Origin of the sequence: Pseudonocardia terrae, assembly GCF_021343995.1 — a bacterium.
GTDB lineage: Bacteria > Actinomycetota > Actinomycetes > Mycobacteriales > Pseudonocardiaceae > Pseudonocardia > Pseudonocardia terrae.
In genome coordinates, this window is record NZ_JAJTTE010000033.1 from 1 (window position 1) to 24,762 (window position 24,762).

The 24,762-nt window shown below is 73.8% G+C and carries 21 protein-coding genes; 11 read left to right on the forward strand and 10 right to left on the reverse strand.

The window, feature by feature from the left end; all coding sequences use genetic code 11:
- The first annotated feature begins 373 nt into the window (after window positions 1–373).
- Complete coding sequence (sepH, locus tag LWC33_RS35325) at window positions 374–2,083, forward strand: septation protein SepH (RefSeq protein WP_255692439.1); 1,710 nt, start codon at window positions 374–376, stop codon at window positions 2,081–2,083.
- 141 nt (window positions 2,084–2,224) lie between these two features.
- On the opposite strand, the gene LWC33_RS36180 is transcribed toward sepH, so the two are convergent.
- Window positions 2,225–2,785 carry a DUF2537 domain-containing protein gene (locus LWC33_RS36180; RefSeq protein ID WP_233306197.1) on the reverse strand — a complete coding sequence of 187 codons (561 nt, stop codon included), beginning with the start codon at window positions 2,783–2,785 and terminating at the stop codon, window positions 2,225–2,227.
- Window positions 2,786–2,790: 5 nt separating this feature from the next.
- Window positions 2,791–3,603, reverse strand: a complete 813-nt coding sequence (locus LWC33_RS21340) for a TrmH family RNA methyltransferase (RefSeq protein WP_233306198.1) — start codon at window positions 3,601–3,603, stop codon at window positions 2,791–2,793.
- A 135-nt stretch (window positions 3,604–3,738) separates the two neighbouring features.
- On the opposite strand from LWC33_RS21340, the gene LWC33_RS21345 reads away from it, so the two are divergent.
- From LWC33_RS21345 to LWC33_RS21370, 6 genes are all read left to right on the forward strand, one after another.
- Entirely contained in the window at window positions 3,739–5,247 is a 1,509-nt protein-coding gene (locus LWC33_RS21345; protein WP_233306199.1) for a glutamate-cysteine ligase family protein, read from the forward strand.
- Window positions 5,248–5,686: 439 nt separating this feature from the next.
- Complete coding sequence (locus tag LWC33_RS21350; RefSeq protein ID WP_233306200.1) at window positions 5,687–6,541, forward strand: hypothetical protein; 855 nt, start codon at window positions 5,687–5,689, stop codon at window positions 6,539–6,541.
- On the forward strand, window positions 6,538–7,659 hold the full coding sequence (locus LWC33_RS21355; protein ID WP_233306201.1) for an amidohydrolase family protein: 1,122 nt from the start codon (window positions 6,538–6,540) through the stop codon (window positions 7,657–7,659). The genes LWC33_RS21350 and LWC33_RS21355 overlap by 4 nt, the downstream gene beginning before the upstream one ends.
- Before the next feature lie 3 nt (window positions 7,660–7,662).
- On the forward strand, window positions 7,663–8,529 hold the full coding sequence (locus tag LWC33_RS21360) for a VldE C-terminal domain-containing protein (protein ID WP_233306202.1): 867 nt from the start codon (window positions 7,663–7,665) through the stop codon (window positions 8,527–8,529).
- A 45-nt stretch (window positions 8,530–8,574) separates the two neighbouring features.
- Window positions 8,575–9,525 carry a glycoside hydrolase family 16 protein gene (locus LWC33_RS36185; protein ID WP_233306203.1) on the forward strand — a complete coding sequence of 317 codons (951 nt, stop codon included), beginning with the start codon at window positions 8,575–8,577 and terminating at the stop codon, window positions 9,523–9,525.
- 188 nt (window positions 9,526–9,713) lie between these two features.
- A complete protein-coding gene (locus tag LWC33_RS21370; RefSeq protein WP_233306204.1) occupies window positions 9,714–10,679 on the forward strand; it encodes a DMT family transporter in 966 nt (321 codons plus the stop codon).
- Between the two features lie 104 nt (window positions 10,680–10,783).
- Here the strand turns inward: LWC33_RS21370 and LWC33_RS21375 are convergent, their stop codons facing one another.
- Both LWC33_RS21375 and LWC33_RS21380 read right to left on the reverse strand, forming a co-directional pair.
- On the reverse strand, window positions 10,784–12,019 hold the full coding sequence (locus tag LWC33_RS21375) for an MFS transporter (protein ID WP_233306205.1): 1,236 nt from the start codon (window positions 12,017–12,019) through the stop codon (window positions 10,784–10,786).
- A gap of 99 nt (window positions 12,020–12,118) precedes the next feature.
- Window positions 12,119–13,495 carry an NCS2 family permease gene (locus LWC33_RS21380; RefSeq protein WP_233306268.1) on the reverse strand — a complete coding sequence of 459 codons (1,377 nt, stop codon included), beginning with the start codon at window positions 13,493–13,495 and terminating at the stop codon, window positions 12,119–12,121.
- Between the two features lie 380 nt (window positions 13,496–13,875).
- Between LWC33_RS21380 and LWC33_RS21385 the strand changes: the two genes are divergently transcribed.
- Window positions 13,876–14,130: a DUF2530 domain-containing protein gene (locus tag LWC33_RS21385; RefSeq protein WP_233306206.1), complete on the forward strand. Its 255-nt coding sequence runs from the start codon at window positions 13,876–13,878 to the stop codon at window positions 14,128–14,130.
- 55 nt (window positions 14,131–14,185) lie between these two features.
- Entirely contained in the window at window positions 14,186–14,923 is a 738-nt protein-coding gene (locus tag LWC33_RS21390; protein ID WP_233306207.1) for an SDR family NAD(P)-dependent oxidoreductase, read from the forward strand.
- Between the two features lie 15 nt (window positions 14,924–14,938).
- Here LWC33_RS21390 and LWC33_RS21395 read toward each other — a convergent pair whose 3' ends face one another.
- The 3 genes from LWC33_RS21395 to LWC33_RS21405 form a co-directional block, all read right to left on the reverse strand.
- The gene (locus LWC33_RS21395; RefSeq protein WP_233306208.1) at window positions 14,939–15,169 is read right to left on the reverse strand and encodes a hypothetical protein; all 231 of its coding nucleotides are present in this window, start codon (window positions 15,167–15,169) and stop codon (window positions 14,939–14,941) included.
- Window positions 15,170–15,216: 47 nt separating this feature from the next.
- On the reverse strand, window positions 15,217–16,380 hold the full coding sequence (locus LWC33_RS21400) for a L,D-transpeptidase (protein WP_233306209.1): 1,164 nt from the start codon (window positions 16,378–16,380) through the stop codon (window positions 15,217–15,219).
- Window positions 16,381–16,562: 182 nt separating this feature from the next.
- Complete coding sequence (locus tag LWC33_RS21405) at window positions 16,563–17,633, reverse strand: UDP-N-acetylmuramate dehydrogenase (protein WP_233306210.1); 1,071 nt, start codon at window positions 17,631–17,633, stop codon at window positions 16,563–16,565.
- Between the two features lie 36 nt (window positions 17,634–17,669).
- On the opposite strand from LWC33_RS21405, the gene LWC33_RS21410 reads away from it, so the two are divergent.
- Window positions 17,670–18,161 (forward strand): DUF2505 domain-containing protein, encoded by a 492-nt coding sequence (locus LWC33_RS21410; protein WP_233306211.1) that lies wholly within the window; start codon window positions 17,670–17,672, stop codon window positions 18,159–18,161.
- Window positions 18,162–18,388: 227 nt separating this feature from the next.
- The gene (gene purU, locus LWC33_RS21415; protein ID WP_372476669.1) at window positions 18,389–19,282 is read left to right on the forward strand and encodes a formyltetrahydrofolate deformylase; all 894 of its coding nucleotides are present in this window, start codon (window positions 18,389–18,391) and stop codon (window positions 19,280–19,282) included.
- A 10-nt stretch (window positions 19,283–19,292) separates the two neighbouring features.
- On the opposite strand, the gene LWC33_RS21420 is transcribed toward purU, so the two are convergent.
- The 3 genes from LWC33_RS21420 to lon form a co-directional block, all read right to left on the reverse strand.
- On the reverse strand, window positions 19,293–20,690 hold the full coding sequence (locus tag LWC33_RS21420; RefSeq protein ID WP_233306213.1) for an FAD-binding oxidoreductase: 1,398 nt from the start codon (window positions 20,688–20,690) through the stop codon (window positions 19,293–19,295).
- Between the two features lie 123 nt (window positions 20,691–20,813).
- A complete protein-coding gene (locus LWC33_RS21425) occupies window positions 20,814–22,208 on the reverse strand; it encodes an FAD-binding oxidoreductase (RefSeq protein ID WP_233306214.1) in 1,395 nt (464 codons plus the stop codon).
- Between the two features lie 121 nt (window positions 22,209–22,329).
- Entirely contained in the window at window positions 22,330–24,663 is a 2,334-nt protein-coding gene (gene lon / locus LWC33_RS21430) for an endopeptidase La (protein WP_233306215.1), read from the reverse strand.
- Between the last annotated feature and the right edge of the window lie 99 nt (window positions 24,664–24,762).

Here is a 24,762-nt window from a genome sequence, read left to right on the forward strand (position 1 = left end):
GCGCTGAGCGGAGCTTGCGGAGCGGACATCGGCGCTGAGCGGAGCTTGCGGAGCGAACATCGGCGCTGAGCGCACATCAGGGCTGAGTAGCCCCCACACTCCCCGAACGGCCGGGTCGCCTCGCGCGACCCGGCCGTTTCGTCCAGGTGAGGGTGACGGAACGTAGTCACATCAGTAACATGCGCCTCAGCTTTACCGATCTTGGCACGACGTGCGACGGTACGGAGTGTCCACCGGCGGGAGCGGTCGTCGGTGCGGACCAGAAGGCCACGTCGAGGGCCGGAAGGGCCCACCGGCGCGCCTCACTCGTCGGACACGATTCGGCAACTACCGTCACCCGGACGGGGTCAGAGCGAACGAGGAGGCCGGCGATATGCGGTCGTTGCGGGTCGTCGGGATCACCGAGGACGGTTCGGTGGTCCTCGAGGATCCGGCGCGCCGCGAACGGTTCACCGTGCCCGCCGACGAGCAGCTCAGAGCCGCCGCGAGAGGGGACCTGACCCGGCTCGGACAGATCGCGATCGAGTTGGAGAGCCAGTTGCGACCACGCGAGATCCAAGCCCGGATCCGGGCCGGGGCGTCTGTGGAACAGGTCGCCTCGGCCGCCGGGGTGCCCGTCCAGAAGATCGAGCGGTTCGCCTATCCGGTCCTCCTCGAACGCACCCGGACGGCCGAGCTCGCCCGCGCTGCCCACCCCGTTCGCAACGACGGTCCCGACGTCCGCACCCTCGCCGAGACCGTCGCGCACACCTTCGGTCTCCGGGGGCAGGACCACACGGGGGCCGAATGGGACAGCTGGAAGGGCGAGGACGGACGGTGGGTCGTCGCCCTCGGCTGGCGGTCCGGGCGCTCGGACATCCGGGCGCACTGGGCCTTCCAACCGGGTGCCCACGGCGGCACCGTGACCGCGCTCGACGACCACGCCCGTGACCTCGTCGAGGGCCGCCCGCAGCAGCCGCTGCGACCCGTCGGCCCGGTGATCGACATGGCGCGGCCGGGCGACGCCGCGGTGGAGGTGGCCGAGGAGGTCGTGCCCGCCGCCGTGAACGGTTCGGTGGGCGCGGAGGCGCGCCGCATCGCTCCGGAGCAGCGCCGCGGTCCGGTGCCCGGCGGTCGGTGGGAGGCGGTACGCGGGGCCACGCGGGCCGAGGCGTCGTCGGAGCTCGCCGGCCCGCCCACCCACCCCGCGGCACGCAGCACGGACACGCTGACCACGTACACGCGCGCGGTCGACACCGGACGGTCGGGAGTGGACGTCGGGGCGGGTGCACCGCCGGACGCCGACCGGTCGCACGACGCCGCCGCGGCGTCTGCGTCGGCGGTGTCGACCCCGGGGCCGGCCCCGGTGCCGGCCCCGGGCGAGGACGAGCCGCGGGACCGGGACGGGGACGGGGACGGGGATGCTCCCGGTTCCGGCGATGCCGCGGGCGACGTCGTGCGGGACGAGGCGCCCGCCGCCGCGAAGGCCGAGGACGAGCCGGAGGGGAAGGGCCCCGAGGCAGCGCTCCTCGAGGCCGACCCGGCCGCGGACGCCGCGGCCACCGATCCCGCGCCCGAGGTGCAGGAGAAGGCGGACCCGGCGACGCGAAGCGAGGACAGCAAGGACACCGAGGACGGGGAAGAGGCCGCCCCGACGGACGAGGCGAAGCTCGGCCAGGGCGCGGACACGGCGTCCACCGACGCCGCCGAGCTCGCAGAGGTCTCCAAGGACTCCGAGACCGCCGAGGTCTCCGAGGTCTCCGAGGTCTCCGAGACCGCAGAGGTCTCCAAGGATTCCGAGACCGCCGGAACCGCCGAGACCGCCGAGACCGCCGAGACCGCCGAGAAGGGTTCCGAGAAGCCCTCCGGCGAGTCCACCGAGCCGAGCACCGCCACGAAGCCCGGGACGACCTCGACGAAGACTCCGGGGAAGACCGCCGGAAAGACCTCGCCGGGGGCCGAGAGCGCCGCGGCCCCGGCCGGCGACGCGCGACCCGCCGGCCGGGCCGGGGGCGAAAACCCCGCGCCCGCCAAGCGCACCAAGAAGGGCAAGCCGGTCATGCCGTCCTGGGACGAGGTGCTGCTGGGGGTCCGCGGCCGCTGAGTGCCGCCCTCGCCCCCGCACACCGTGAACCGGGCCGCTCCTGACCCGGCGAGCGTCGCAGCGGAACCGGTGTGTGCACCGCTGCCGCCGGACGTCCGCACCGTGAGCCACCCGGTGCGCTTCCGCGGCGGCGGGCGCCGGTCAGAGGAACTGGCCGAGCAGCAGCACCACCCACGCCACCCCGAGCCCCACGGCGGTGCCCAGCCCGATCCACCGCCAGAACAGCAGCCGCCGGATCAGCCAGAGCGAGGGTGCGAGACCGCCCACGACCAGCACGTTCGCCGGGATCCAGAGCAGCCCGAAGGCCTCCCCGAAAGCCCGGCTGAGCGTGATGTCGCCGATCGCCGCCAGCACCGCGAAGAACGCGGCCACCACCAGCCCCGTCGCCCAGGGGACCGGTTCGTCGGGGTGTGGGGGCACGAGCGGGATCGGTTCGGTGGTGCGCCCGTGCACCATGTCGACACCGCCGGTCAGCGGGTCGACGTACTCGACCGGCCTGCCCAGGACGTCGGACACCCGGCCGGCGAGCTGCCGCCCGCGTCTGCTGACGATGTCCTGCTGCTCGGGCCGCACCTCGACCCCACGGATGCTCGCCGCGACCGCGCCCCACTGGCGGAGGTCCGCGGTGAGGTCCGGGGGCAGCACGGCGTCGCCCGGCCGCTTCTCACCGAGCACCACCTGACCCCCCGCAGCGAGGTGCACACTTCTCAGCCTACGGACGCCGCCACGGCATGGAAGGCCACCGCGGCAGCCGTTGCGACATTGAGAGAGTCGACGCCGGAGGCCATCGGGATCCGCACCCGGACGTCGGCCGCGGCCTGCGCCTCCGGTGTCAGGCCGGGCCCCTCGGCGCCCAGCAGTAGCGCCACCCGCTCCCCCGCCAGCCCCGCCGCCGAGAGGGACACCGCGTCCGGGGCGGGCGTCAGGGCTGCGACCCGCAGTCCCGCCTCGCGGAGCAGATCCAGCGACTCCGGCCACGGACCCGGCAGGGGCGCGAACGGCACCCGCAGGACGTGCCCCATCGACACCCGCACCGACCGCCGGTACAGCGGATCGGCGCACCGCGGACCCAGCAGGATCCCGTCGACGCCGAGCGCCGCGGCGTTGCGGAACAGCGAGCCGAGGTTCTCGTGGTCGTTCACGCCCTCGCACACGGCCAGGACGCTGGCGGTACGGGCCAGCTCGACCGCGTCCACGGGGGCGGCACGGTCCGCGACGGCGAGCACCCCGCGGTTCAGGTGGAAGCCGACGGTGGTGGCCATCGTGTCGGCGTCGGTGGCGTAGGCGGGGACGTCGAGACGGGCGAGATCGGGGGTGAGCTCCTCGAGCCGGCGGGGTACCCCCAGTAGGGAGCGGACGGGATAGGGGGACTCGATCAGGCGTCGGACGACGACCACGCCCTCGGCGATCACGAGCCCGCGGCCGCCGGGGCGGTCGGGTCGGCGGTCGGCGGTGGTCAGGTCGCGGTAGTCGTCGAGGCGGGGGTCGGTGGGGTCGCCGATCGCGGTGATGATGGCCACGATGACCGATCGTCCCAGGTGGGCTGCCGTTCGTCGCACGGGGTCGCCCGGTCAGCCGGTACCGCCGCTTCCGGCGATGTGTCACGGTGGAGAGCCGCCGCGGGCGGACCGGCAGCTAGGAGGCATCGGGGGAGCATGGGCCAGGACGTCGACCGGACCCGGTTCAGTCGGCGGGAACGCCAGCGGTATCGAGCCAAGGTGCAGCGTTGCCTCGAGGCGTTGACGACGATGCTGCGGGAGCACCCGTTCGCCGAGGACGACCCGATGACCGGTATCGAGGTCGAGCTGAACCTGGTCGACGGCTCGCTGAGCCCGTCGATGACCGGCAAGGACGTCCTCGAGGCCATCGGCGGCACGGAGTTCCAGACCGAGCTGGGCCGCTGGAACATCGAGCTGAACCTCCCGCCCCGCCCCCTCCCCGGTGACCAGTGGCGGCACCTCGAGCACGAGCTGCTCGACGAGCTGGCGGTCGCCCGGGCCAAGGCGCGGGACTGCAAGTCGCAGCTGGCGATGATCGGCATCCTGCCGACGCTGGACAGCTCTCACCTCGTCGGCGAGTCGATCTCGGCCGACGACCGCTACGCCGTGCTCAACGACCAGATGCTCGCCGCGCGCGGCGAGCCGATCCACGTGGACATCTCGGGTGGCGACCCGGGCGGGCTGCACGCCGTCGCGCCCGAGCGGTTCACCGCGGACTTCGAGACGATCATCCCCGAGGCGGCCTGCACGTCGATGCAGCTGCACCTGCAGGTCTCCCCGGGCTCGTTCCCCGCGTACTGGAACGCGGCGCAGTGCCTCGCGGGCGTCCAGCTCGGGCTGGGGGCGAACTCGCCGTTCCTGCTGGGCTCGCGGCTGTGGGCCGAGACCCGCATCCCGCTGTTCACGCAGGCGTGCGACGTGCGGACGGTCGAGCTGCGCAACCAGGGCGTCCGGCCGCGGGTGTGGTTCGGCGAGCGCTGGATCTCCTCGGTGCTCGACCTCTTCGCGGAGAACGCCCGGTACTTCCCGGGGATCGTCCCTTTCTCGGGCGACTCCGACCCGATGACCACGCTGCGCAACGGCGGCGTGCCGGACCTCGACGAGCTCAAGCTCCACAACGGCACGATCTGGCGGTGGAACCGCCCGGTCTACGACGTCGCCGACGGCCAGCCGCACATCCGGCTGGAGAACCGCGTGCTGCCGGCCGGGCCCACCGCCGTGGACATGGTGGCCAACGCGCTGTTCTTCTACGGCCTGCTGCGGGTGCTCGTGGAGTCCGACCAGCCGCTGTGGCAGTCGATGTCGTTCGAGGCGGCCGAGGAGAACTTCACGACGGCCGCGCGGCACGGCATGGAGGCACCGCTCTACTGGCCCGGCACGGGGTGGATCAAGCCGGACGAGCTGGCCCTGCGCAAGCTGCTGCCGCTCGCCCACGAGGGCCTGACCCGGTGGGGGGTGAGCGCCGCCGTGCGGGACCGGTACCTGACGGTGATCGAGCGGCGGTGCGTCACGGGCCGGACGGGCGCCACCTGGCAGCTCGACACGGTGGCCGCGCTCGAGGCCCGGGGTTCGAGCCGCCAGGGTGCGCTGATCGGGATGCTGGAGCGGTACCTCGAGGCCTCGGAGGCCAACGAGCCCGCCCACACCTGGCCCCTCCCCGCCTGACCACCCCGACTCGCCGAAGCCCACACCCCGACTCGCGCATCGCACCCGCGAGTCGCGCCCTGGGCTCCCGCGAGTCGCGCCCTGGGCCTCCCGCGAGTCGCGCCCTGGGCTTCCGCGAGTCGCGCCCCGGGCTCCCGCGAGTCGCGCCCCGGGCTCCCGCGAGTCGCGCCCTGGGCTCCCGCGAGTCGCGCTCTGAGCTCCCGCGAGTCGGGAGATGCGGGGCCCGGTGACGGGCGGCTGTTCGCGATCGTGAACGGCCGCTCCGTTCCGGCCCGCGGGGATGCCCCGGCTTCCTAGGGTTCCTCTCGTCCCGCCGGCCGGCCCGCGATCCGGGCGCCGCCGGCCCTCCGCTCGCTGCACCCGCGGCCCTCCGCGGGCGGGAGCGCCTGCCCACGAGAGGGAGCGATGTCCTGGTTCCGTATGCCCGGGAGGCGGTGACGTGGCCGCCTTCCGGATGTTCGGCCGCCAAGCCGGGGCGCCGCGGGAGATCGTCCCCGGGAGCGCCACCAGCCACGCCCGGCTCTCCCGCCGCGCGGAGGAGCTCCTCGGCCCGCCCCGGCCGGTGGTGCAGGCCGATCCCCCCACCGACCCGCACGGCTTCCCGCCCGTCACGGCTGCGCCCGCGGAGAACGGCCGCCACGGCTGGCCCGACTCCGGCTCCGCCGCCGTCGCCGCGGCCTGGTCCGTCACCCAGGTCGACCGGCCGTCGGCGCCGCCGCGCGCGAGCGCCGGGACACCTCCCGCGCCTCACGCCGAGCCCGTTCCCCACCCGGCGGAGGCGGCGGCGCTCGCCGCCGCCTTCGCCGCCGACTACCTCTCCTGGGACGAGGACGATCCCGACCGCCGCGCCCGCGTCCTCGGCGACTACCTCGCCGACCGCGGGCCCGTGCGACTCGGCTGGTCCGGGCACGGCCGCCAACGCGCCGACTTCGCCCTGCCCGGGCTCGTCCGGCCGGACGGCGAGGGCCGGGTGCTCGTCGACGTGCGGGTCCGTGTCACCCCCTACCGCCGCGTCCCGGGCGGCCGCCCCGGCCCCGGGGCCGCCGGCGACGACGGGCCCACCGTCCCGGCCGCCCCGCCCGCCCCTGCCGCCCCCGGGGGGCGCGGGCTGGCCGGCCGGTGGGTGCGGCTCGGTGTGGCCGTGCGGGTGGCGGGCGACCGGCTCGTCGTCGACGCCGAGGAGGAGCTCGACGACCCCGCCGGCGAGCGCCCGGCCCGGCCCGGGCCCGATCCCGCCGATCGCACCGACCTCGACACCGATCTGGACGACGACGCTCCCGTGGAGATCCGATGACCGGCTTCCGCCCACCGTCCGTCGCCGGTGTGTCCGGCGGCGTCGGGACGACCACGCTCGCCCTCGCCCTGCACGGTCGCGACAGCGGGACCGGCGCGGGCATCGAGGCCGACATCGTGGTCTGCCGCAGCAGCGCCGAGTCCCTGGACCGCGCGGTGCGGATCGCCGACCTCTTCGACCCGACGGCGGTACCTCCGGTCCTCGCCGTGAGCGTCGACGGCGCCGAACGCCGTCACCCCGAACGCCTCGACGAGCTCGGTCCGGGCTGGGTGGCCGTGGTGCTGGTGCCGCACGTCGGGCGCTGGCGCGGAATCGCCGACCCGTACCGCGAGGCCGCGGGCCTGCTCGGGACGCCGCGCGACCGGCTCCCGCGGGCCCTGCGCCCCTACCTCGACGCCATCACCCGGCTCGCCCGGGCGGTCGCCGACTCGGGCCGCCTCGGGGGCCCCGCTCCGGCGGCCCGGCCGCTCGCGCCACGGCCGTCGACCCTGGGCGCGTTCCCGCGGTCCGACGCGTCGGCGCCGCTCCTTCCGGACCTCACACCGGCCCGGCCGACCGCGCTCGGTCCGGCACCGGTCGCGTTCCGGGCCGGCCTGTCGGCCTCGCTCGGGCCCGACCGCGTACCGGCCCGCCCGGGATCGCTGCCCGTGGGTCCGGACCCGACGCCGGCGGCGCTCGGGCCGGAACCCGCGCCACTCCGACCGGGCCCGGCACCGGTCACCGTCCCGCCGGAGCCGGAGCCGTCGAGGCCGGAGGCCCCGCTCACCACCTACCGCCCCTTCGTCCCGGTCGGTGCCGACGGCCCGCTCACCTCGATCGCGCTCCCGCGCTCCCTCTCCGAGCCGCCGCACGCCCGGCCGAGCCCACCCCCGTACGTCGACCCCGCCTGCACGTCGGACACCGAAGGCAACGGACGCACGCCTGCCGATCCGTCGGCTGCCCTCGAGCTGGACGGCCCCCTGAACACCGGTCCCACCGACTCCGCAGCCGCCGACCTCGTCGCCCTCGGCACGGCGACGGCCCGGGCGCCCGCGGCCACCCACCCCGACCTCCGCCCCGTCCGCGGGATCCGGATCCTCGACGTCGCGAGCCCGGTCGACGTCGGCCGGTCGAGGTGACCCGTGGTCCGCGTCCTGCTCGCCGCCGCGCTCACCGTGGCGGCCCTCACGAGCCCGGGATCGCCCCAGCTCCGGCCCACCGCGGCCGAGCCCGGCGAGCCCACCGGCTCCGGCGAGGTCCGCGTGATCCCCGCCCCCACCCGCGCGCCGCTCCTCGAGCGGATCACCGCCGAGCAGTGCCCGGAGCTCGCTCCCACCCGCCCCGGCGTGGTCCGGCGGGTCGCGGCCCGGTCCGCGGACGAGCCCGCCCCGGTCACCGAGCTGCGGCGCACCTGCTCGGCCCTGCGGACGGGCGTCGCGCGGATGCTCCGGCAACCCGCGCCGGCCGGGAGCTGCGCGGCCGCCTGCCCCGACGCCCTGCGGAGGGCTGTGTCCGACGCCCGGGACCGCGCGCTGCCCGCAGCGCAGCCGAGCGCATGGACGGGCGGGCGGACCGCCTGCACCCCGCCCGACCCGACCGGTGGGGACGGCTGCGTCACGGGCGCGACGCGGCACGGCGTCGCGGCGGTCACCGCGGCGTTCGGACCGCTCGGCGGCGGTCCCGTGATCCGCTCGGCCGGCTGCTGGGACGCGCACGCCTGGAACCCCCGCAGCGACCATCCACAGGGTCGCGCGTGCGACTTCTTCCCCGGGACGGCCGGCGCCTTCCCCGACCCCGACGGCCTCGCGGCGGGCTGGGCGGTGGCGAACTACCTGCGCGAGCACGCGGGACCCCTCGCCGTCGCGTACCTGATCTGGCAGGGGCGCTACTGGGACCCCTCGGTCACCGACGAGGGCGGCTGGGGCCGGCCGTACACGAGCAGCGTCTACGACACGAGCGACGTCACCGGCGGCCACTTCGACCACGTCCACGTCAGCTTCACCCAGTGAGCGCCCCGTGAGCACCCGTGAGCAGGAAGGACGAGTGAGGACGCCGTGCCGCCGACCGACCTGACCGCCCACCTGGTGCGCCTGCTCGCGACCGGGGTCGCCGCCCTGCTCGGTTTGGTCGGGCCGGGCGCGGCCGCCTCGCCCGCCGACGTCCCGGTGATCCGGACCGCCGCCGAACGTGGAGACAGCGGGGGCGAGCGGGTGCGCCGCATCCCGGCCCCACCACGTCGCCCCGCCGGCCTCGGCCCCGCCCGGGCACGTGACGGGACCGCGCGGGACCCCACCCGCGACCCCGCGAGCGGCGGCACCGGGCGCCCCGGCGCCCTCACCCGCAGCCGGACCGGGGGCACGGGGACGGGCGAGGGCCGCACCGCCGCCGCGACCCTCGGCTGGGGCACCCCGAACCGGGAGGACGACTTCACCGACGGTCTCGACGGCTGGGGCCTCTACGACGGCGAGGGCCACGGCGGGAACGGCCGCCGCTCCCCCGACGCGTTCTCGATCCAGGGCGGCGTCCTCGTCGTCACCGGCTCGCCCGACGGCACCACCGGCGGCATGGCCTGGAACCCCGGGCAGAAGTACGGCCGCTGGGAGGGTCGCGTCCGGGCACCGGAGAGCGATCCCAGCTACCACGCCCTGTTGCTCCTCTGGCCCGACGCCGAGGACTGGCCCACGGGCGGCGAGGTCGACTTCATGGAGATGTCCGATCCGGACCGGCAGAGCACGGACATGTTCCTGCACTACGGCGCCGACAACTCCCAGCTCCACGGCGACGTCGAGATCGACGCCACGCAGTGGCACAACTGGGCGGTGGAGTGGACGCCCGACCACATCGCAGCGTTCGTCGACGGCGCGGAGTGGTGGCGCACGGACGACACGGGCACCCTGCCGCCCGGTCCGATGCACCTGACTATCCAGCTGGACTGGTTCCCGCACGGCGGCGACGTCCGCGAGTCCCGGATGGAGGTCGACTGGGTGCGGCAGTACCGCCTGTGACCACCGGTGACGGCCTGAACGCGAGTGGGCCCCGGCCGATCCCGCCGGGGCCCACTCGTCTCCCGAACTGACGCGCCGCTCCCACCACGAAGCGACGTGACGGAAGTTAGCCTAGCCTTTGCTTCGTCCGCAACCCCCTGACGGAAACCCGGGGGAGATCGCCTCGGGCGAGGGCCTAGCGTCGCCTCGTGCGTGAACCCGCCCGGGATCTCCCGGCGCCCGAACCCGACGTCCCCACGACCGAGCCGGCGGCAACCGCGATGCCCCCGGCCGCCCCGGTCACGGTCCTCCCCGGTCCCCGGTGGGGCGCCCTCACCGCGGTCTGCGTGACCGTGCTGGCCTGGGCGAGCGCGTTCGTCGGGATCCGGTTCGTCGGCCGCGCCTACGATCCGGGCGCACTCGCGCTCGGCCGGCTCGCGGTCGGCACACTGGCGCTCGGCGCCCTCCTCCTCGTGCGAGGCCGGTGGGTCCGCCCGACGGGTCGCGAGTGGGCCCTGCTCGTGCTCTGCGGCGTGGCCTGGTTCGGCGTCTACAACGTCGCCCTCAACGCCGCGGAACAGCGCGTCGACGCCGGCACGACCGCGATGCTGGTCAACATCGGCCCGATCCTCATCGCCCTGTTCGCCGGCGTGCTGCTGCACGAGGGCTTCCCCGGCTGGCTGCTGATCGGCGCCGGGGTGGCGTTCGCCGGTGCCGTGGTGATCGGCGCGTCGAGCGCCGGCGGGGACGGGTCGGACCTGCTCGGCATCCTGCTGTGCGTGGTCGCCGCGGTGACCTACGCGATCGGCGTCCTGGCGCAGAAGCCCGTACTGCGCCGGCTGCCCGCCCTGCAGGTGACGTTCCTGGCCTGCGCGATCGGGGCCGTCGCCTGCCTGCCCTTCGCCGGGTCCCTGGCCCACGACCTGACCGCGGCCCCCTGGACCGCGACGGCCGGGCTCGGCTACCTCGGGCTCGTCCCGACCGCGCTCGCCTTCAGCACCTGGGCCTACGCGCTGGCGCGCATGGACGCCGGGCGCCTCGGCGTGACCACCTATCTCGTCCCGCCGATCACGGTCGCACTGTCGGCTGTGCTGCTCGCCGAGGCGCCGCCCGCCCTGGCGCTGCTCGGCGGGGCGCTCTGCCTCGTCGGCGTCGGGCTCACGAGGCGCCGGTAGGAGCCCCGAGAACGAACCAGGCCCCCCGGCCGGAGCCGGAGGGCCTGGCCCTTCCCGAACTGACACGCCGCTCCCACCACGAAGCGACGAGATGAAGGTTAGCCTTACCTCGCTTCGGCCGTCAACCCCGAGATCCGGAGGCGGGGCATCCCCGAACGGCGGACCAACACGAGCCCGACCGCGACCACCGACAGTACGGTCACGATCCCCCCGACGACCAGGGGCGCGCGGCCGCCGAAGTGCGCGGCCAGCAGGCCCAGCAGCGGTGCGCCCACCGGGGTCCCGCCCAGCAGGAGCAGCATGTAGAGCCCCATGACCCGGCCCCGCACGGTCGGGTCGACCGAGAGCTGCACGGACGAGTTCGCCGCGGTCGTGAAGATCAGCGCTGCGAACCCGACGGGGACGAGCGCGATACCGGCGGACACGTACGTCGGCATCAGCCCGGCGACCACGAGCAGCGCACCGAAGGCGAGCCCCGCCCCCGCCACGAGCCGTAGCCGCGGCTTCCGGGTACGCCGGGCGGCCATCGTGGTGCCGAGCACGGACCCGACCGCCAGCAGCGTGGTGAGCAGGCCGTAGCCCTCGGCGTCACGGTCGAAGACGTTGCGGGCCAGCAGCGCGAGCGTCATGAAGAAGTTGATGCCGAAGGTCGAGACCAGGAAGACCAGCACCATCACGGCGACGAGGTCCGCCCGCCCCCGGACGTACGCGAGCCCGTCGCGGAGCTGGTGGGGTGCCCGCGCGACCCGCTCGGTGCGGTACAGCTTCTCCGGCCGCATCAGCAGCAGGCCCGTGATCACGGCGGCGAAGCTGACGGCGTTGATCAGGAAGACCCAGCCCGTGCCGACCGCGACGATCAGCACGCCGGCCACGGCGGGCCCGACGATCCGGGCCAGGTTGAAGCACAGCGAGTTCAGCGCGACCGCGTTGACGACCTGGCCCGGTCCGACCATCTCGGACACGAAGGCCTGCCGCATCGGCGCGTCGAGCGCGGAGAAGCAGCCGAGCAGCAGGCACAACAGGTAGACGTGCCACAGCGCGACGACACCGGTGAGCACGATCGAGCCGAGCGCCACGGCACACAGCCCCATCGCGAGCTGGACGCCGACCAGCACGAGCCGCTTGTCGACCCGGTCGGCCAGCACCCCGCCCCACAGCGAGAGCACGAGCGTGGGCGCGAACTGCAGCGCCGCCGCGATCCCGAGCGCGGTGGCGCTGCCGTGGGTGAGGTCGAGGACCAGCCAGTCCTGCGCGATCCGCTGCATCCAGGTGCCCACGTTGGACACCACCTGGCCCGAGATGAAGAGCCGGTAGTTGGGTACGCGCAGCGAGGCGAACATGCCTCCGGGGGGTGAGTGCGCGGAATCGGAACCTGTATCGGAACCTGCGGGGACCGGGGTTTCGGCGACAGCACTCACGATGTAGTTAGTTTACTACAACTACCCGAAGACCTCACGCAGCGGGCCGACCGCGAAATACCCGACGAAAGCCACCGCCACGACCCACATCAGCGGGTGCACCTGGCGCGCCTTGCCAGTGGCCGCGGACAGCACGACGTAGCTGATGAAGCTGGCCCCGATGCCGTTGGCGATCGAGTACGTGAACGGCATGATCACGATCGTCAGGAAGGCGGGCAGCGCGGTGCGCAGGTCCGTCAGCTCGATGCCGGCCACCTGCCGGAACATCAGCGCCCCGACGACCACCAGCGCCGGCGCCGCCGCCTCCACCGGCACGATCGCGTAGAGCGGGGTGAAGAACATCGCCGCGAGGAAGAGCACGCCGGTGAGGACGTTGGCCAGGCCCGTGCGCGCGCCCTCGGCGATGCCCGAGGCGGACTCCACGAAGACCGTGTTCGACGACGACGAGCCGATGCCGCCGGCCACCGCGCCGGCCCCCTCGACCACCAGGGCCCGCCCGATGTTGGGCAGCTGCCCGTCCTTCTCGGTCAGCCCGGCCTGCTGGCCGAGCCCGGTCATGGTGCCCATGGCGTCGAAGAAGTTCGCCAGGACCAGCGTGAACACCAGCAGGATGACGGTCAGCGCGTCGAGCCGGCCGAAGGCCCCGAAGGAGAACTTGCCGACCAGCGACAGGTCGGGCCAGCCGACGATGCTGCTCGGCAGCGCCGGCACGGACAGCGACCAGCCCTTGGGGTTGGTGGCCGACGATCCGACGTGCACGATCGCCTCGACGATGATCGCGATGACCGTCGTGGCCACCACGCCGATCAGCAGGCCCGCCCGGACGCCGCGCACCACCAGCACGCCCGTGATCAGCAGCCCGACCACGAAGACGAAGGTCGGCCAGGACGCGATCGAGCCGTTGATGCCCAGGCCGACCGGCACCGTCGTGTGCGCGGCGTCGGGCAGGCGGCGGACGAAGCCCGCGTCGACCAGCCCGATCAGTGCGATGAAGGCGCCGATGCCCACGGCGATGGCGGACTTGAGGGCGGCCGGCACGGCGTTGAACACCGCGGTCCGGAAGCCGGTCACGGCCAGGACCACGATGACGATGCCGTCGAGCACGACCAGACCCATGGCCTCGGGCCAGGTCATCATCGGCGCGATCGTGACCGCGAGCAGGGTGTTGATGCCGAGCCCGGTGGCGATGGCGAAGGGCATGTTCGCCACGAGTCCGAACAGGATGGTCATCACGCCGGCGACGAGCGCCGTCACGGCGGCGACCTGCCCGATCGGCAGGATGTTCCCGAGCACGTCGGTCTTCGCGCTCGGGTCACCGGGCGACACGCTGCCGAGGATCAGCGGGTTCAGCACGATGATGTAGGACATCGTCACGAACGTGACGAGGCCGCCGCGCATCTCGCGGGACAGCGTCGTCTTGCGTTCCGTGAGCTTGAACAGGCGCTCGAGCACGCGCACACGGTATGCGGCCGCACCTCGCTCCGCCGATCCTGTCCCCCCGACGGAGGCCGTTCGTGCCCGACGCCGTCGACCACGCCGTCGACCAGCGGAACGGCGGGTTTCGGAACGGCATCGGCGGCTAGGCGCGTGGGTTGCGCCGCGGTCAGCCGAGCGGGTCGGGCACCTCCGCCGGGTTGTGCCGCCGCGCGCAGGCGAGGCGGCGACCGGGCGTCCGTATCCGAAGCAGGGGCCGAGGGCGGTGTTCGCCGAGGGTGGTGTTCGCCCAGGGTGGTGTTCGCCGAGGGTGGTGTTCGCCCAGGGCGAGATAGGCTCGGCCCGTGGTCGACCCGCCGCCCCTGCCGCGCAGCACCACCGACGTCACGTTGGTCACGGCGATCGGCACGCTGGTGTGGGTGCTCGGCGCGGTGGGCCTGTTCGTCGCCCACCTCGTGGCCGGCCGGCCGCTCGACATCTGGTTCACCACGTGCGTCACGGGCGCCGTGCTCGGCGCCATCGGGTTCGGCATCTTCCGCTGGCAGCGCGCGGCAGCGCGACGCGGATCCCGGCTCGCCCAGCGGGGACTCGACGGCTGACGCGGGTCCACACCGCTCGCGCGGCTCCGGCCGACCGGCGAACTAGGCTCGCGGCATGACCGACCGTCCCACCGCCGTCGTCACCGGAGCGAGCTCAGGCATCGGGGCCGCCACCGCCCGCGCCCTCGCCGCGGAGGGCTTCCACGTCGTGCTCGGCGCCCGCCGCGTCGACCGGCTGGAGGCCGTCGCCAAGGAGATCGACGGGACGGCCCTGCGGCTCGACGTCACGGACAAGGAGTCGGCCGCCGCCTTCGTCGAGGCGGTTCCGGAGTGCCGGCTGCTGGTCAACAACGCGGGCGGCGCCAAGGGCCTCGAGCCGGTCGAGGAGGCCGACGAGGACGACTGGCGCTGGATGTTCGAGGCCAACGTCATCGGCACCCTGCGGCTCACCCAGGGCCTGCTGCCGAAGCTGCGCGCCTCCGGCGACGGGCACATCGTCACCGTGACCTCGATCGCGGCCCTCGCGCCCTACGACAACGGCGCGGGCTACACCGGCGCCAAGCACGCCCAGGCGATGCTGCACCGCACGCTGCGCGGCGAGCTGCTCGGCCAGCCGATCCGGCTCACCGAGATCTGCCCCGGCATGGTGGAGACCGAGTTCTCCCTGGTCCGCTTCGAGGGCGACCAGGCGAAGGCGGACAACGTCTACCGAGGCCTGACCCCGCTCACGGCCGAGGACGTGGCCGACGTGATCGCCTTCGCCGCGACCCGGCCGAGCCACGTGAACCTCGACCAGATCACGATCATGCCGCGCGCCCAGGCGAGTGCCGGCCGCGCGTACCGGGAGGGCTGACCGCCCGGGTCCGGCTCAGACGGTGTCCTCGGAACGACGGTTCTCGTAGGCGGCGTCGGCGGGGGCGCGCCCGGCGTCGGCCTCGGCGATGCGCTCCTCGGAGTCCTCGAGGATCCCCTCGGCCTCGGCGTACCGGTCCTCGTCCGGGCCGGTGACCCGCGCCTCCTCGGGCAGCGGCTCGGCGCGGGTCTCGGCCCGCTCGGCGGCGGTGGCGTGCCCGGTGTCGTTCACGGACGGATCGGTCATACGGGGTGCCTACCCGAGCGGGACGGGCAGCACACCTGGAGCCACGTCTACAGCGCGGAGAGGCGTTGCCACTGGTCCCAGGACAGCGTCCAGTCCCAGACGTCGCCGTCCCGGGCGGACAGCTGCACCGGTGTGCCCGTGACCTCGACCGGGTCGCCGTAGAGCGCGGTGTCGTAGTAGGACCGCGCGTTCTCCAGCGACAGGTTGACGCAGCCGTGGGTGACGTTGGACGAGCCCTGCGCGTTCGCCGAGGCCGGGTTGGCGTGGATGAACTCGCCGTTGTTGCTCATCCGCACGGCCCACTTCTCCACGACGTCGTAGCCGTACTGCTGGCTGACCATCCGCTTGTCGGTGAACTTCTCGGTCACCACGTGGATGCCGGAGCGGGTGTTGCGGTTCGGGTCCGCGGCCAGGCCGTAGCTCGCGGGGTAGTTGGCGATCTGCTTGCCGTCCCGGATCACGACCATGCGGAACGACCGGGCGTCGGCCTTGACGACCTGCGCGCGGCCGATCTGGAAGTCGCTGGTCACGTCCGCGGCGCCGAACTGCCCGCCGCCGTAGTCGATGCCGAACAGCTTCGCCGCGACCGAGACCTTCGTGTTCGCCGGCCAGTACTCCTTCGGCCGCCAGTGCACCCGGGACCCGCCGGACTCGTCGGGCAGCCAGCCCCAGGCACCCTGGACCGGCACCGACGTCTGCACGCTCAGCGCCCGCTCGACGGCCGCACGGTCCTCGACGTGGCTGTTGAACTGGATCTCGATCGGGGCGGCGATGCCGACGGTGCGGCCGTCGCCGATGTTGATCACACCGCGGACCTGCTTCGTGGGGACGACGGTGTGGAAGCCGCCCGCCAGCGGCACGCCGACGCCGTCCTCACCCTTCGCGGTGCCGGACCACGTGTACTCGGTGTCGTAGCCCAGGGGTTCGCTGCTGGTCCAGACGGTGTGGTCGGCGTTGAGCGCGCCGGCCACCGGCCCGCCCTGCTGGTTGGTCAGCGCGACCTGCTCCAGCGTGCCGTCCGTCACGCTCACCGAGACGGGTGACGTGGGGTTGATACCGGTGGCCTGCGCGGCCGGCCGGTACGCCAGCGTTGCCGCGCGCGCGAGCAGCGCCGGTGTCACGCCACCGCCGCGCCCGGCGGCCGTCGCCGCCGTGACCACACCGACGGTCCCGACCACGATCACGGCCAGGACCAGCAGCAACCGCCTCATCGTCTCCCCCGTACGAGATTCCCCCACCCCGTACCAGGACGCAACGGGGCCGCGGACGTTGCTCTCGTGAGCCTCGTGAGCATTGTCCGATCGACGAGGTTACGCGTCACCACCCACAGCGACGACCGCCGACGCGGGCGGGTTCGCACCAGCGCCGGGGCACGACACGGCACGGGCTGCGGTCACAGGCTGCAGCCGACGAGGACCGGCTCCGGGTGCAGCGCGATCCCGAACCGGCCGAGCACCCCCGCCCGCACCTCGCGGGCCAGCGCCAACAGGTCCCCGGTGCTGCCGCCCCCGCGGTGGGTCAGGGCGAGGACGTGCCGCGTCGACAGGCCGACCCGGCCGCCGGGCCCGGCGTGGCCGGGGGCGAAGCCGGCGTGCTGGATCAGCCAGGCGGCGGGCAGCTTCGTGCGGCCCCCGCCCGCCGGCCAGCGCGGCATCGCCGGGTCCGGCACCGCGGCGTCGTCGACGATCGGGTTGGTGAAGAAGGAGCCGGCGCTCCAGGTGTCGTGGTCGGCGGCGTCGAGCACCATGCCCTTGCCGCGGCGCAGCTCCAGCACGGCCTCGCGGGCCACCTCCGCGGGCACGGTGGAGCCGGGGTCGACGCCCAGGGTGCGGGCGAGCTCGGCGTAGGCGATCGGCATGCTCGCCGCGCCGCCGGGCAGCGCGAACCGCACCCGCAGCACGACCGCGGCCTCGGTGTCCTTGAGGACGCTCGTGCGATAGCCGAGGCCCAGCTCGGCGGCCGGGACGTGGGTACGGACGGTCCGGGCGCGCCGGTCGTAGAGGTCGACGTCGACGAGCAGCGTGGAGACCTCCACGCCGTAGGCGCCGACGTTCTGCACCGGGGTGGCGCCGGTCAGCCCGGGGATGCCCGACAGGCACTCCAGCCCGCCCAGGCCCTCGGCGACCGTCGCGGCGACGACCGCGTCCCAGTTCTCCCCCGCCTCCGCCGTGAGCAGCACCGACCCGTCCGGCCGGCGTTCGAGCGCGATCCCGCCGCCGGTCAGCCGCACGACGATGCCCGTGAACCCTGCGTCGGCCACGACGACGTTGGAGCCGCCGCCGAGCAGCAGCAACGGCTCGCCGGACTCGTCGGCCGCCCGGACGGCGTCGACCGCGGTGCCGGCGTCGGGCGCCTCGATCAGGCGCGCGGCGGGACCACCGAGCCGCAGGGTCGTCAGCGGGGCCAGGGGCACGCCGACCTGGACCGGGCCGACCTGTTCGTCCTGTGCGGGGGAGGTCTGCACAGGGCGCCACGGTAGCGGGCGGGGTAGCCTCCGGCCGTGTCCCGCCCGACGGAGTTCCGCGCCACCAGCCCCCACCCCGTCGACCGCGTCTACGCCACCATGGTCGACCGCCAGATCCTCAGCGACCGCCTCGCCACGATGGGCGGCCGAGACGCCGCGATCCTCGAGTACACCGGCGACGAGAACGGCTGCAAGTACCGCATCCGGCACGGCATCGACGAGAAGGACCTGCCCGGGGTCGTGAAGTCCTTCGTCGGGTCGCGCGGCATCACCATCGAGCGCGACGAGAGCTGGACCCGCTCCGGGTCCGGCTACGACGGCACCGTCGGCGTCGAGCTGCCCGGCATGCCCGCGGGCGCGGAGGGCACCATGCGGCTCTCGCCGAAGGGTGAGGGCTCCGAGCTGGTCGTGAACGTCGACGTCACGGTCAAGGTCCCGATCATCGGCGGGAAGATCGAGGAGTCGGTCGCCCAGCAGATCCACCATCTGCTGGAGATGGAGACCGAGTACACGCTCTCCCGGGTCTGACCCGGGCGGAACTCGATGCGCGGGGTCCTTCCCCGCGCTGGACGCTGCCCGCGTGACCAGCTCGCCTACTGGACCGCGCTCGGCGGCGTGACCGTCGAGGACAGCCCGACGACCGTCAGCCCGCGTGCGGGCACGGTCGGGGGTCGTCCCGCCTTGATCGTGCGTCGGAACCCGCTCGTGGCGCACCCCACGCCGCACGTGACGTTCGCGATGGCACGCTTGTGGTCGTGCAACCGGAAGCCGACCGCCGCTACGTCATCACCTTCAGCTGCCCCGACCGCACGGGCATCGTCGCGCGGATCGCCGGCTTCCTCGCCGAGACGGGCGCCTGGATCGTCGAGGCCGCGTACCACGCCGACGCGGAGGAGGGCTGGTTCTTCACCCGCCAGGCCGTGCGGGCGTCGTCCGTGCCCTTCGACGTCGACGAGCTCCGCGCCCGCTTCGCGGCGATCGCCGGGGAGTTCGGGCCCGAGGCCACGTGGCGGGTCACGGACAGCGGTGTGCCCAAGCACGCCGTCCTGCTCGTGACCCGTGAGCCGCACTGCCTGCACGACCTGCTCGGCCGCGTGGCCGCCCGCGAGCTACCGGTGACGCTCGACGCGGTCGTCGGCAACCACGAGGACCTCGCGCCGCTGGTGAAGGCGCACGGCGTCCCGTTCCACCACGTGCCCTTCCCGGGTCCGCGCGACCCGAGGCGCGAGCAGGGCAAGGTGGAGTCGTTCGAGAAGGTCCGCCAGATCGTCGACGCCCACGAACCCGACGCCATCGTGCTCGCCCGGTTCATGCAGATCCTCCCCGCGCACCTGTGCGAGGAGTGGGCGGGCCGGGCGATCAACATCCACCACAGCTTCCTGCCGTCCTTCGCGGGCGCGCGCCCGTACCACCAGGCGCACGCCCGCGGCGTGAAGCTGATCGGCGCCACCTGCCACTACGCCACGGCCGACCTCGACGCCGGCCCGATCATCGAGCAGGACGTCATCCGGGTCGACCACGGCGACACCGTCGCCGACATGGTCCGGCGCGGCCGGGACGCCGAGCGCCTGGTCCTCGCGCGGGGCCTGCGCTGGCACCTCGAGGACCGGGTGCTGGTGCACGGCAACAAGACCGTCGTCTTCCGGTAGGGCCTTCCGGTCAGGCGGGCTTGATGTTGACGTTGCCGCGGAACAGGTTGGCCGGGTCGTAGCGGCCCTTGATCGCGGCGAGGCGGTCGTACTTCGCGGCGCCGTAGGTCGCACGGACGCGGTCGTCGTCGTCGCTGTCGAAGTAGTTCACGTACGCCCCCGCCGTTCCGGCGAGAGGACGCAGGAGATCGGCGGTGTCGCGCACCCACTGCCGATCGGCCGCCAGCGTCTCCGCATCGGTGCCCGCCGCGACCATGTCGACGACGTACTGGACCTGCCGGCGGCCGCCGTAGGCCGTGGCGTCGTCGGCCACGCGGGCGTACTCGCCGATGAGCGGGAAGGCGAAGGAGAAGCTCATCGGCGATGTCTTCGCGCGTGCCCGGGAGAAGAGCACCTCGAGCGCGTCGTCGTCCAGCTCCTCGAGGTAGAGCGACTTCTCGTAATAGAACCCTCCCCACGGAGCCGAGTCGTCGATCGCCTGCTGGGCGCCGGTGTACGGCATCGGCGTCACGAGCTCGAACAACGGCGGTGCGGCCCGGTGCAGGGGTTCGAGGATCTGCGCGTGCTCCTCCGCGGAGCCGAAGCTGACGAGGATCAGCGCGCTGCCGAGCGCGAGATGGTGCTCCTCCGGCACGAAGGGCGCGGGCGGTGCGTTCAGCCCGATCGCGAAGAGGCATCCGGCCTGGTCAGGGAGCTCGGCCACGACGTCCCGGCAGGCCCGCAGCGGTGCGACGCCGGCGTCGTGGTGCCAGAACAGCAGGGCGAACTGCACCTCCGGGCCCACCGGGTGCAACCGGAACTCGAACGAGGTGACCACCCCGAAGTTCCCGCCGCCGCCCCGCAGCGCCCAGAACAGGTCCGGATGCTCGTCGGCGGACGCAGCGACGATGCTGCCGTCGGCCAGCACGACCTCGGCGCTGACCAGGTTGTCGATCGTCAGCCCGTACAGCCCGGTCAGGTAGCCCATGCCGCCGCCGAGGGTCAGCCCGGCCACGCCCGTGTGGCTGACGGTCCCGGCGGGCACGGCCAGGCCGTGCTCCTGCGTCGCGGCGTCGAGCTCGGCGAGCGACACCCCGGGCTGGACGACCGCCCGGCGCCGACCGGGGTCCACGACGACCGACTTCATCGGCGACAGGTCGATCATCAGACCGTCGTCGCAGATCGCCCGGCCCGCGACGCCGTGTGCCCCGCCGCGGACCGTGAGCTCCAGACCCTCCTCGCGGGCCAGGTCGACGGCGGCCGCGACATCGGCGGCGGCGCGGCACTGGACGATCAGCGCGGGGCGACGGTCGATCTCCCCGTTCCAGAGCGATCGAGCGTCGTCGTACCCGGCCTCGCCGGGTAGCAGAGCCGCGCCCGCGATCCGGGCTCGCAGGGCCTCCACGTCGAACCTGGCCGTACTCGTCATCTCACCCTCCTCCTTGCCGGAGGTCGAGTGTGTGATGAAGCTCACTCTCGGGGCTGTACGTACTTTGCGACCCCGAGGCGGGGAACGGCGCCCCTCCCTACCGGAGGGGCGCCGCTCGACATCTCAGGCCGGCTTGATGTTCGCGTTGACGTGGAAGACGTTGCCCGGGTCGTACTGTGCCTTGATCCGGGCGAGCCGCTCGAACTTCCGGGGGCCGTAGGCGGAGCGCAGCGCGTCCTCCGGCGCCTCCGCCATGAGGTTCACGTACGAGCCCGAGCCGACCGCGGCGGGGCGGAGCGCGTCCCACGTGTCGCGCACCCACCGGCGGTCCACGGCGAGGGTGGCCGAGTCGGGCGCGACCGCCTCGATCGCGACGACGTAGCGCAGGCCGCGGCTGCCCCCGAAGGCGGTGTCGTCCTCACCGACCTCGGCGTACGCACCACCGAACGGGAAGATCAGCACCTCGGACAGCGGCGACGTCATGCCCGGGAGGCGCTCGGCCAGGGCGTCGAGGACCTCGTCCGGCATCGCGTCCAGGTACAGGCCCTTCGTGTAGGCGTGGATGCCCCAGCACGCGGCCTCGTCGAGCATCTGCTGCAGCCCGACGTACGGGATCGGGGTGACGGCCTCGAAGAGCGGGTCGAGCGCCTCCCGCAACGGGGCCAACGCCGCCGCGTGCTCGTCGGCGCTGCCGAAACCGACGACGATCACCCCGACGCCCCGCCGGAAGTGGTGCTCCTCCGGCACGATCGGCATCGGCGGAGCGGAGATGCAGGCGACGGCCGGGCTGATCCCCTCCGGGATCGCGTCGAACCAGTCGCGCGCCGCACCCAGGGCGTGCGCGGCCCGCTCCTGCTCCACGAACAGCAGCGCCAGGTTGACCATCGGCCCGACCGGGTGCAGCCGGAACTCGAACTCGGTCACCACGCCGAAGTTGCCGCCGCCCCCGCGGATCGCCCAGAACAGGTCCGGGTGCTCCGTCGCGCTCGCCCGCACGCACCGGCCGTCGGCCAGCACGATCTCGGCCGACTCGAGGTTGTCGATCGACAACCCGTGCAGGCGGGACAGCCAGCCGAAGCCGCCGCCGAGCGTGAGGCCGCCGACGCCGGTGTGGCTCACCGTGCCGGCGGGCGTGGCGAGGCCGTGCTCCTGCGTGGCCGCGTCGAGCTGCGCCAGCTTCGCGCCCCCGCCGCAGCGGGCCCGCCGCGCCACCGGGTCGACGACCACGGAGTCGAGCGGGCTCAGGTCGATCATCAGCCCGCGCTCCGGCACCGCGGCACCCCAGTACCCGTGCCCGCCTCCGCGCACGGCCACCTCGAGCCCCTCCTCGCGGGCGTACCGGAGCGCCGCGGCGACGTCGTCGGGCCCGGTGCACCGCGCGATCACCGCGGGGCGCTTGTCGATCTCGCCGTTCCACACCGACCGGGCCTCGTCGTAGCCCTCGTCCCCGGGCAGCAGGACGGTCCCGCCCACCCGGGCCCGCAACGCCTCGACGTCGTACCGTGCTGTGCTCGTCATTCGCCCTCCTCGCTCTCGGACTCCGCACCGAGGAAGAGGACGTGACAACGGTCACGAATACCCCGAGAACGCCGAACGGCGCCCCACCCGAAGGAGGGACGCCGTCCGGGGACTGCGTGGATCAGGCGGCGGCGCGCTGCTCCACCGGCTCGAGCGCGATCTCGAGGACCTCGCTCACGTCGGCGACCGGGTGCACCCGGAGCTCACCGCGGACCGACTCGGGCAGGTCGTCGAGGTCGGGCTCGTTGCGCTTCGGGATGATCACGTCGGTCAGGCCCGCCCGGTGCGCGGCCAGCAGCTTCTGCTTGACCCCGCCGATCGGCAGCACCTTGCCCTGCAGCGTGACCTCGCCGGTCATGCCGACCGACGACTTCACCGGGCGCCCCGAGGCGAGCGACGCCAGCGCCGTCGTCATCGTGACGCCGGCCGACGGGCCGTCCTTCGGCACCGCCCCGGCGGGGACGTGCACGTGGAGCTTCTTCGACGCCAGGTCCCCCGCCAGCCCGCGCGAGCGCAGGTAGGACAGGGCGATCGACACCGACTCGGTCATGACCTCACCGAGCTGGCCGGTGATCGTCAGACCGGGGTCGCCGTCCATCTTGGTGGCCTCGATGAACAGGACGTCCCCGCCCGCGCCGGTCACCGCCAGGCCGGTCGCCACGCCCGGGACGGACGTGCGCTCCGCCGACTCCGGGGTGAACTTCGGCCGGCCCAGGTACTTGACCAGGGTGTCGGCGTCGACGTGGATCGGCGACGGCTCCCCGCTGTCGAGCCCGACGGCGACCTTGCGCAGGACCTTCGCCAGGCCCCGCTCCAGCTGCCGCACGCCCGCCTCGCGGGTGTACTCGGCGGCAATCATGCCCAGCGCGACCTCGGAGAACTCGACGTCCGTGGGCTCCAGGCCGGCCTTCTCGACCTGCCGCGGCAGCAGGTGGTCCCGCGCGATCGCGATCTTCTCCTGCTCCGTGTAGCCGTCGAGGGTGACGACCTCCATCCGGTCCGCCAGCGGGCCCGGGATGGCCTCGCCGACGTTCGCGGTGGCGAGGAACAGCACGTTGGACAGGTCCAGGTCCACCTCGAGGTAGTGGTCGCGGAACGTGTGGTTCTGCGCCGGGTCGAGCACCTCGAGCAGGGCCGCGGACGGGTCGCCGCGGTAGTCGCTGCCGACCTTGTCGATCTCGTCGAGCAGCACGACGGGGTTCATCGTGCCGGCCTCGCGGATCGCCCGGACGATGCGGCCGGGCAGGGCACCGACGTAGGTGCGCCGGTGACCACGGATCTCCGCCTCGTCGCGCACGCCACCGAGGGCGACGCGGACGAACTTGCGGCCCAGGGCGCGGGCCACGGACTCACCCAGCGACGTCTTGCCGACGCCGGGCGGGCCGACGAGCGCCAGCACGGCACCCGAGCCACGGCCACCGATGGTGTCCAGGCCCTTGCGGGTGCGGCGCGAGCGGACGGCGAGGAACTCGACCAGCCGCTCCTTGACGTCGTCGAGGCCGGCGTGGTCGGCGTCCAGGATCCGCCGGGCCTCGACCAGGTCGTCGGTGTCGACGGTGGTCTCGTTCCACGGCATGTCGAGGATCGTGTCGAGCCAGGTGCGGATCCAGCCCGACTCCGGGCTCTGGTCCGACGCCCGCTCCAGCTTGCCGACCTCGGTCAGCGCGGCCTTGCGGACGTGCTCGGGCAGGTCGGCGGCCTCGACGCGGGTGCGGTAGTCGTCCTCGCCCTCGTCGTCGCCCTCGCCGAGCTCCTTGCGGATCGCGGCGAGCTGCTGGCGCAGCAGGAACTCGCGCTGCCGCTTCTCCATGCCCTCGCGGACGTCGTTCGAGATCTTCTCGGAGACCTCCTGCTCGGCCAGGTGCTCCTTCGTCCAGTCGAGGAGCAACTCCAGGCGGCGTGTCACGTCGGTCTCGGCGAGCAGCCGGGACTTGCGCTCGAGGTCGAGCCACTGGTTCCAGCCGGCCGTGTCGGCCAGCTCGGCGGGGTCCGTGATCTGCTGGACGCCGTCGATGATCTGCCAGGCGCCCCGCTGCTGCAGCATCGAGACGACCAGCGCCTTGTACTCCTTGGCCAGCTCGTGGGTCCGGCCGGTGACGCTCGACTCCTCGACCGTCTCGGCCTCGACCCACAGGGCCGAGCCCGGCCCGGTCACACCCGAGCCGATGCGGGCCCGCGTCTCACCGCGGACCACGGCGGCACGCTCCCCGTTCGGGAGCCTGCCGATCTGTTCCAGGACCGCGACCACACCGATCGCGGCGTACTTCCCGTCGAGGCGGGGGACGACGAGGACCTGCCGCCGCGCAGCGTCGGCGGAGCGGCCGTCTGCACTGCCCTCCGCGGCGTCGACCGCGGCCTGAACCTCCGGAGCGTCGAGCCGGACGGGCACCACCATGCCGGGCAGCACCACCGAGTCGGTCAGCGGAAGCACCGGCAGCTTCAGCGTCTGTGTCATGCCCGGCACAACGCTTACACCGCAAACCTCATTCCAGCGTTCAAGTAATTCTTCCCGGAGCGAACACAGGAACCTTGAGCCGAGGACACTCAGCTTCGA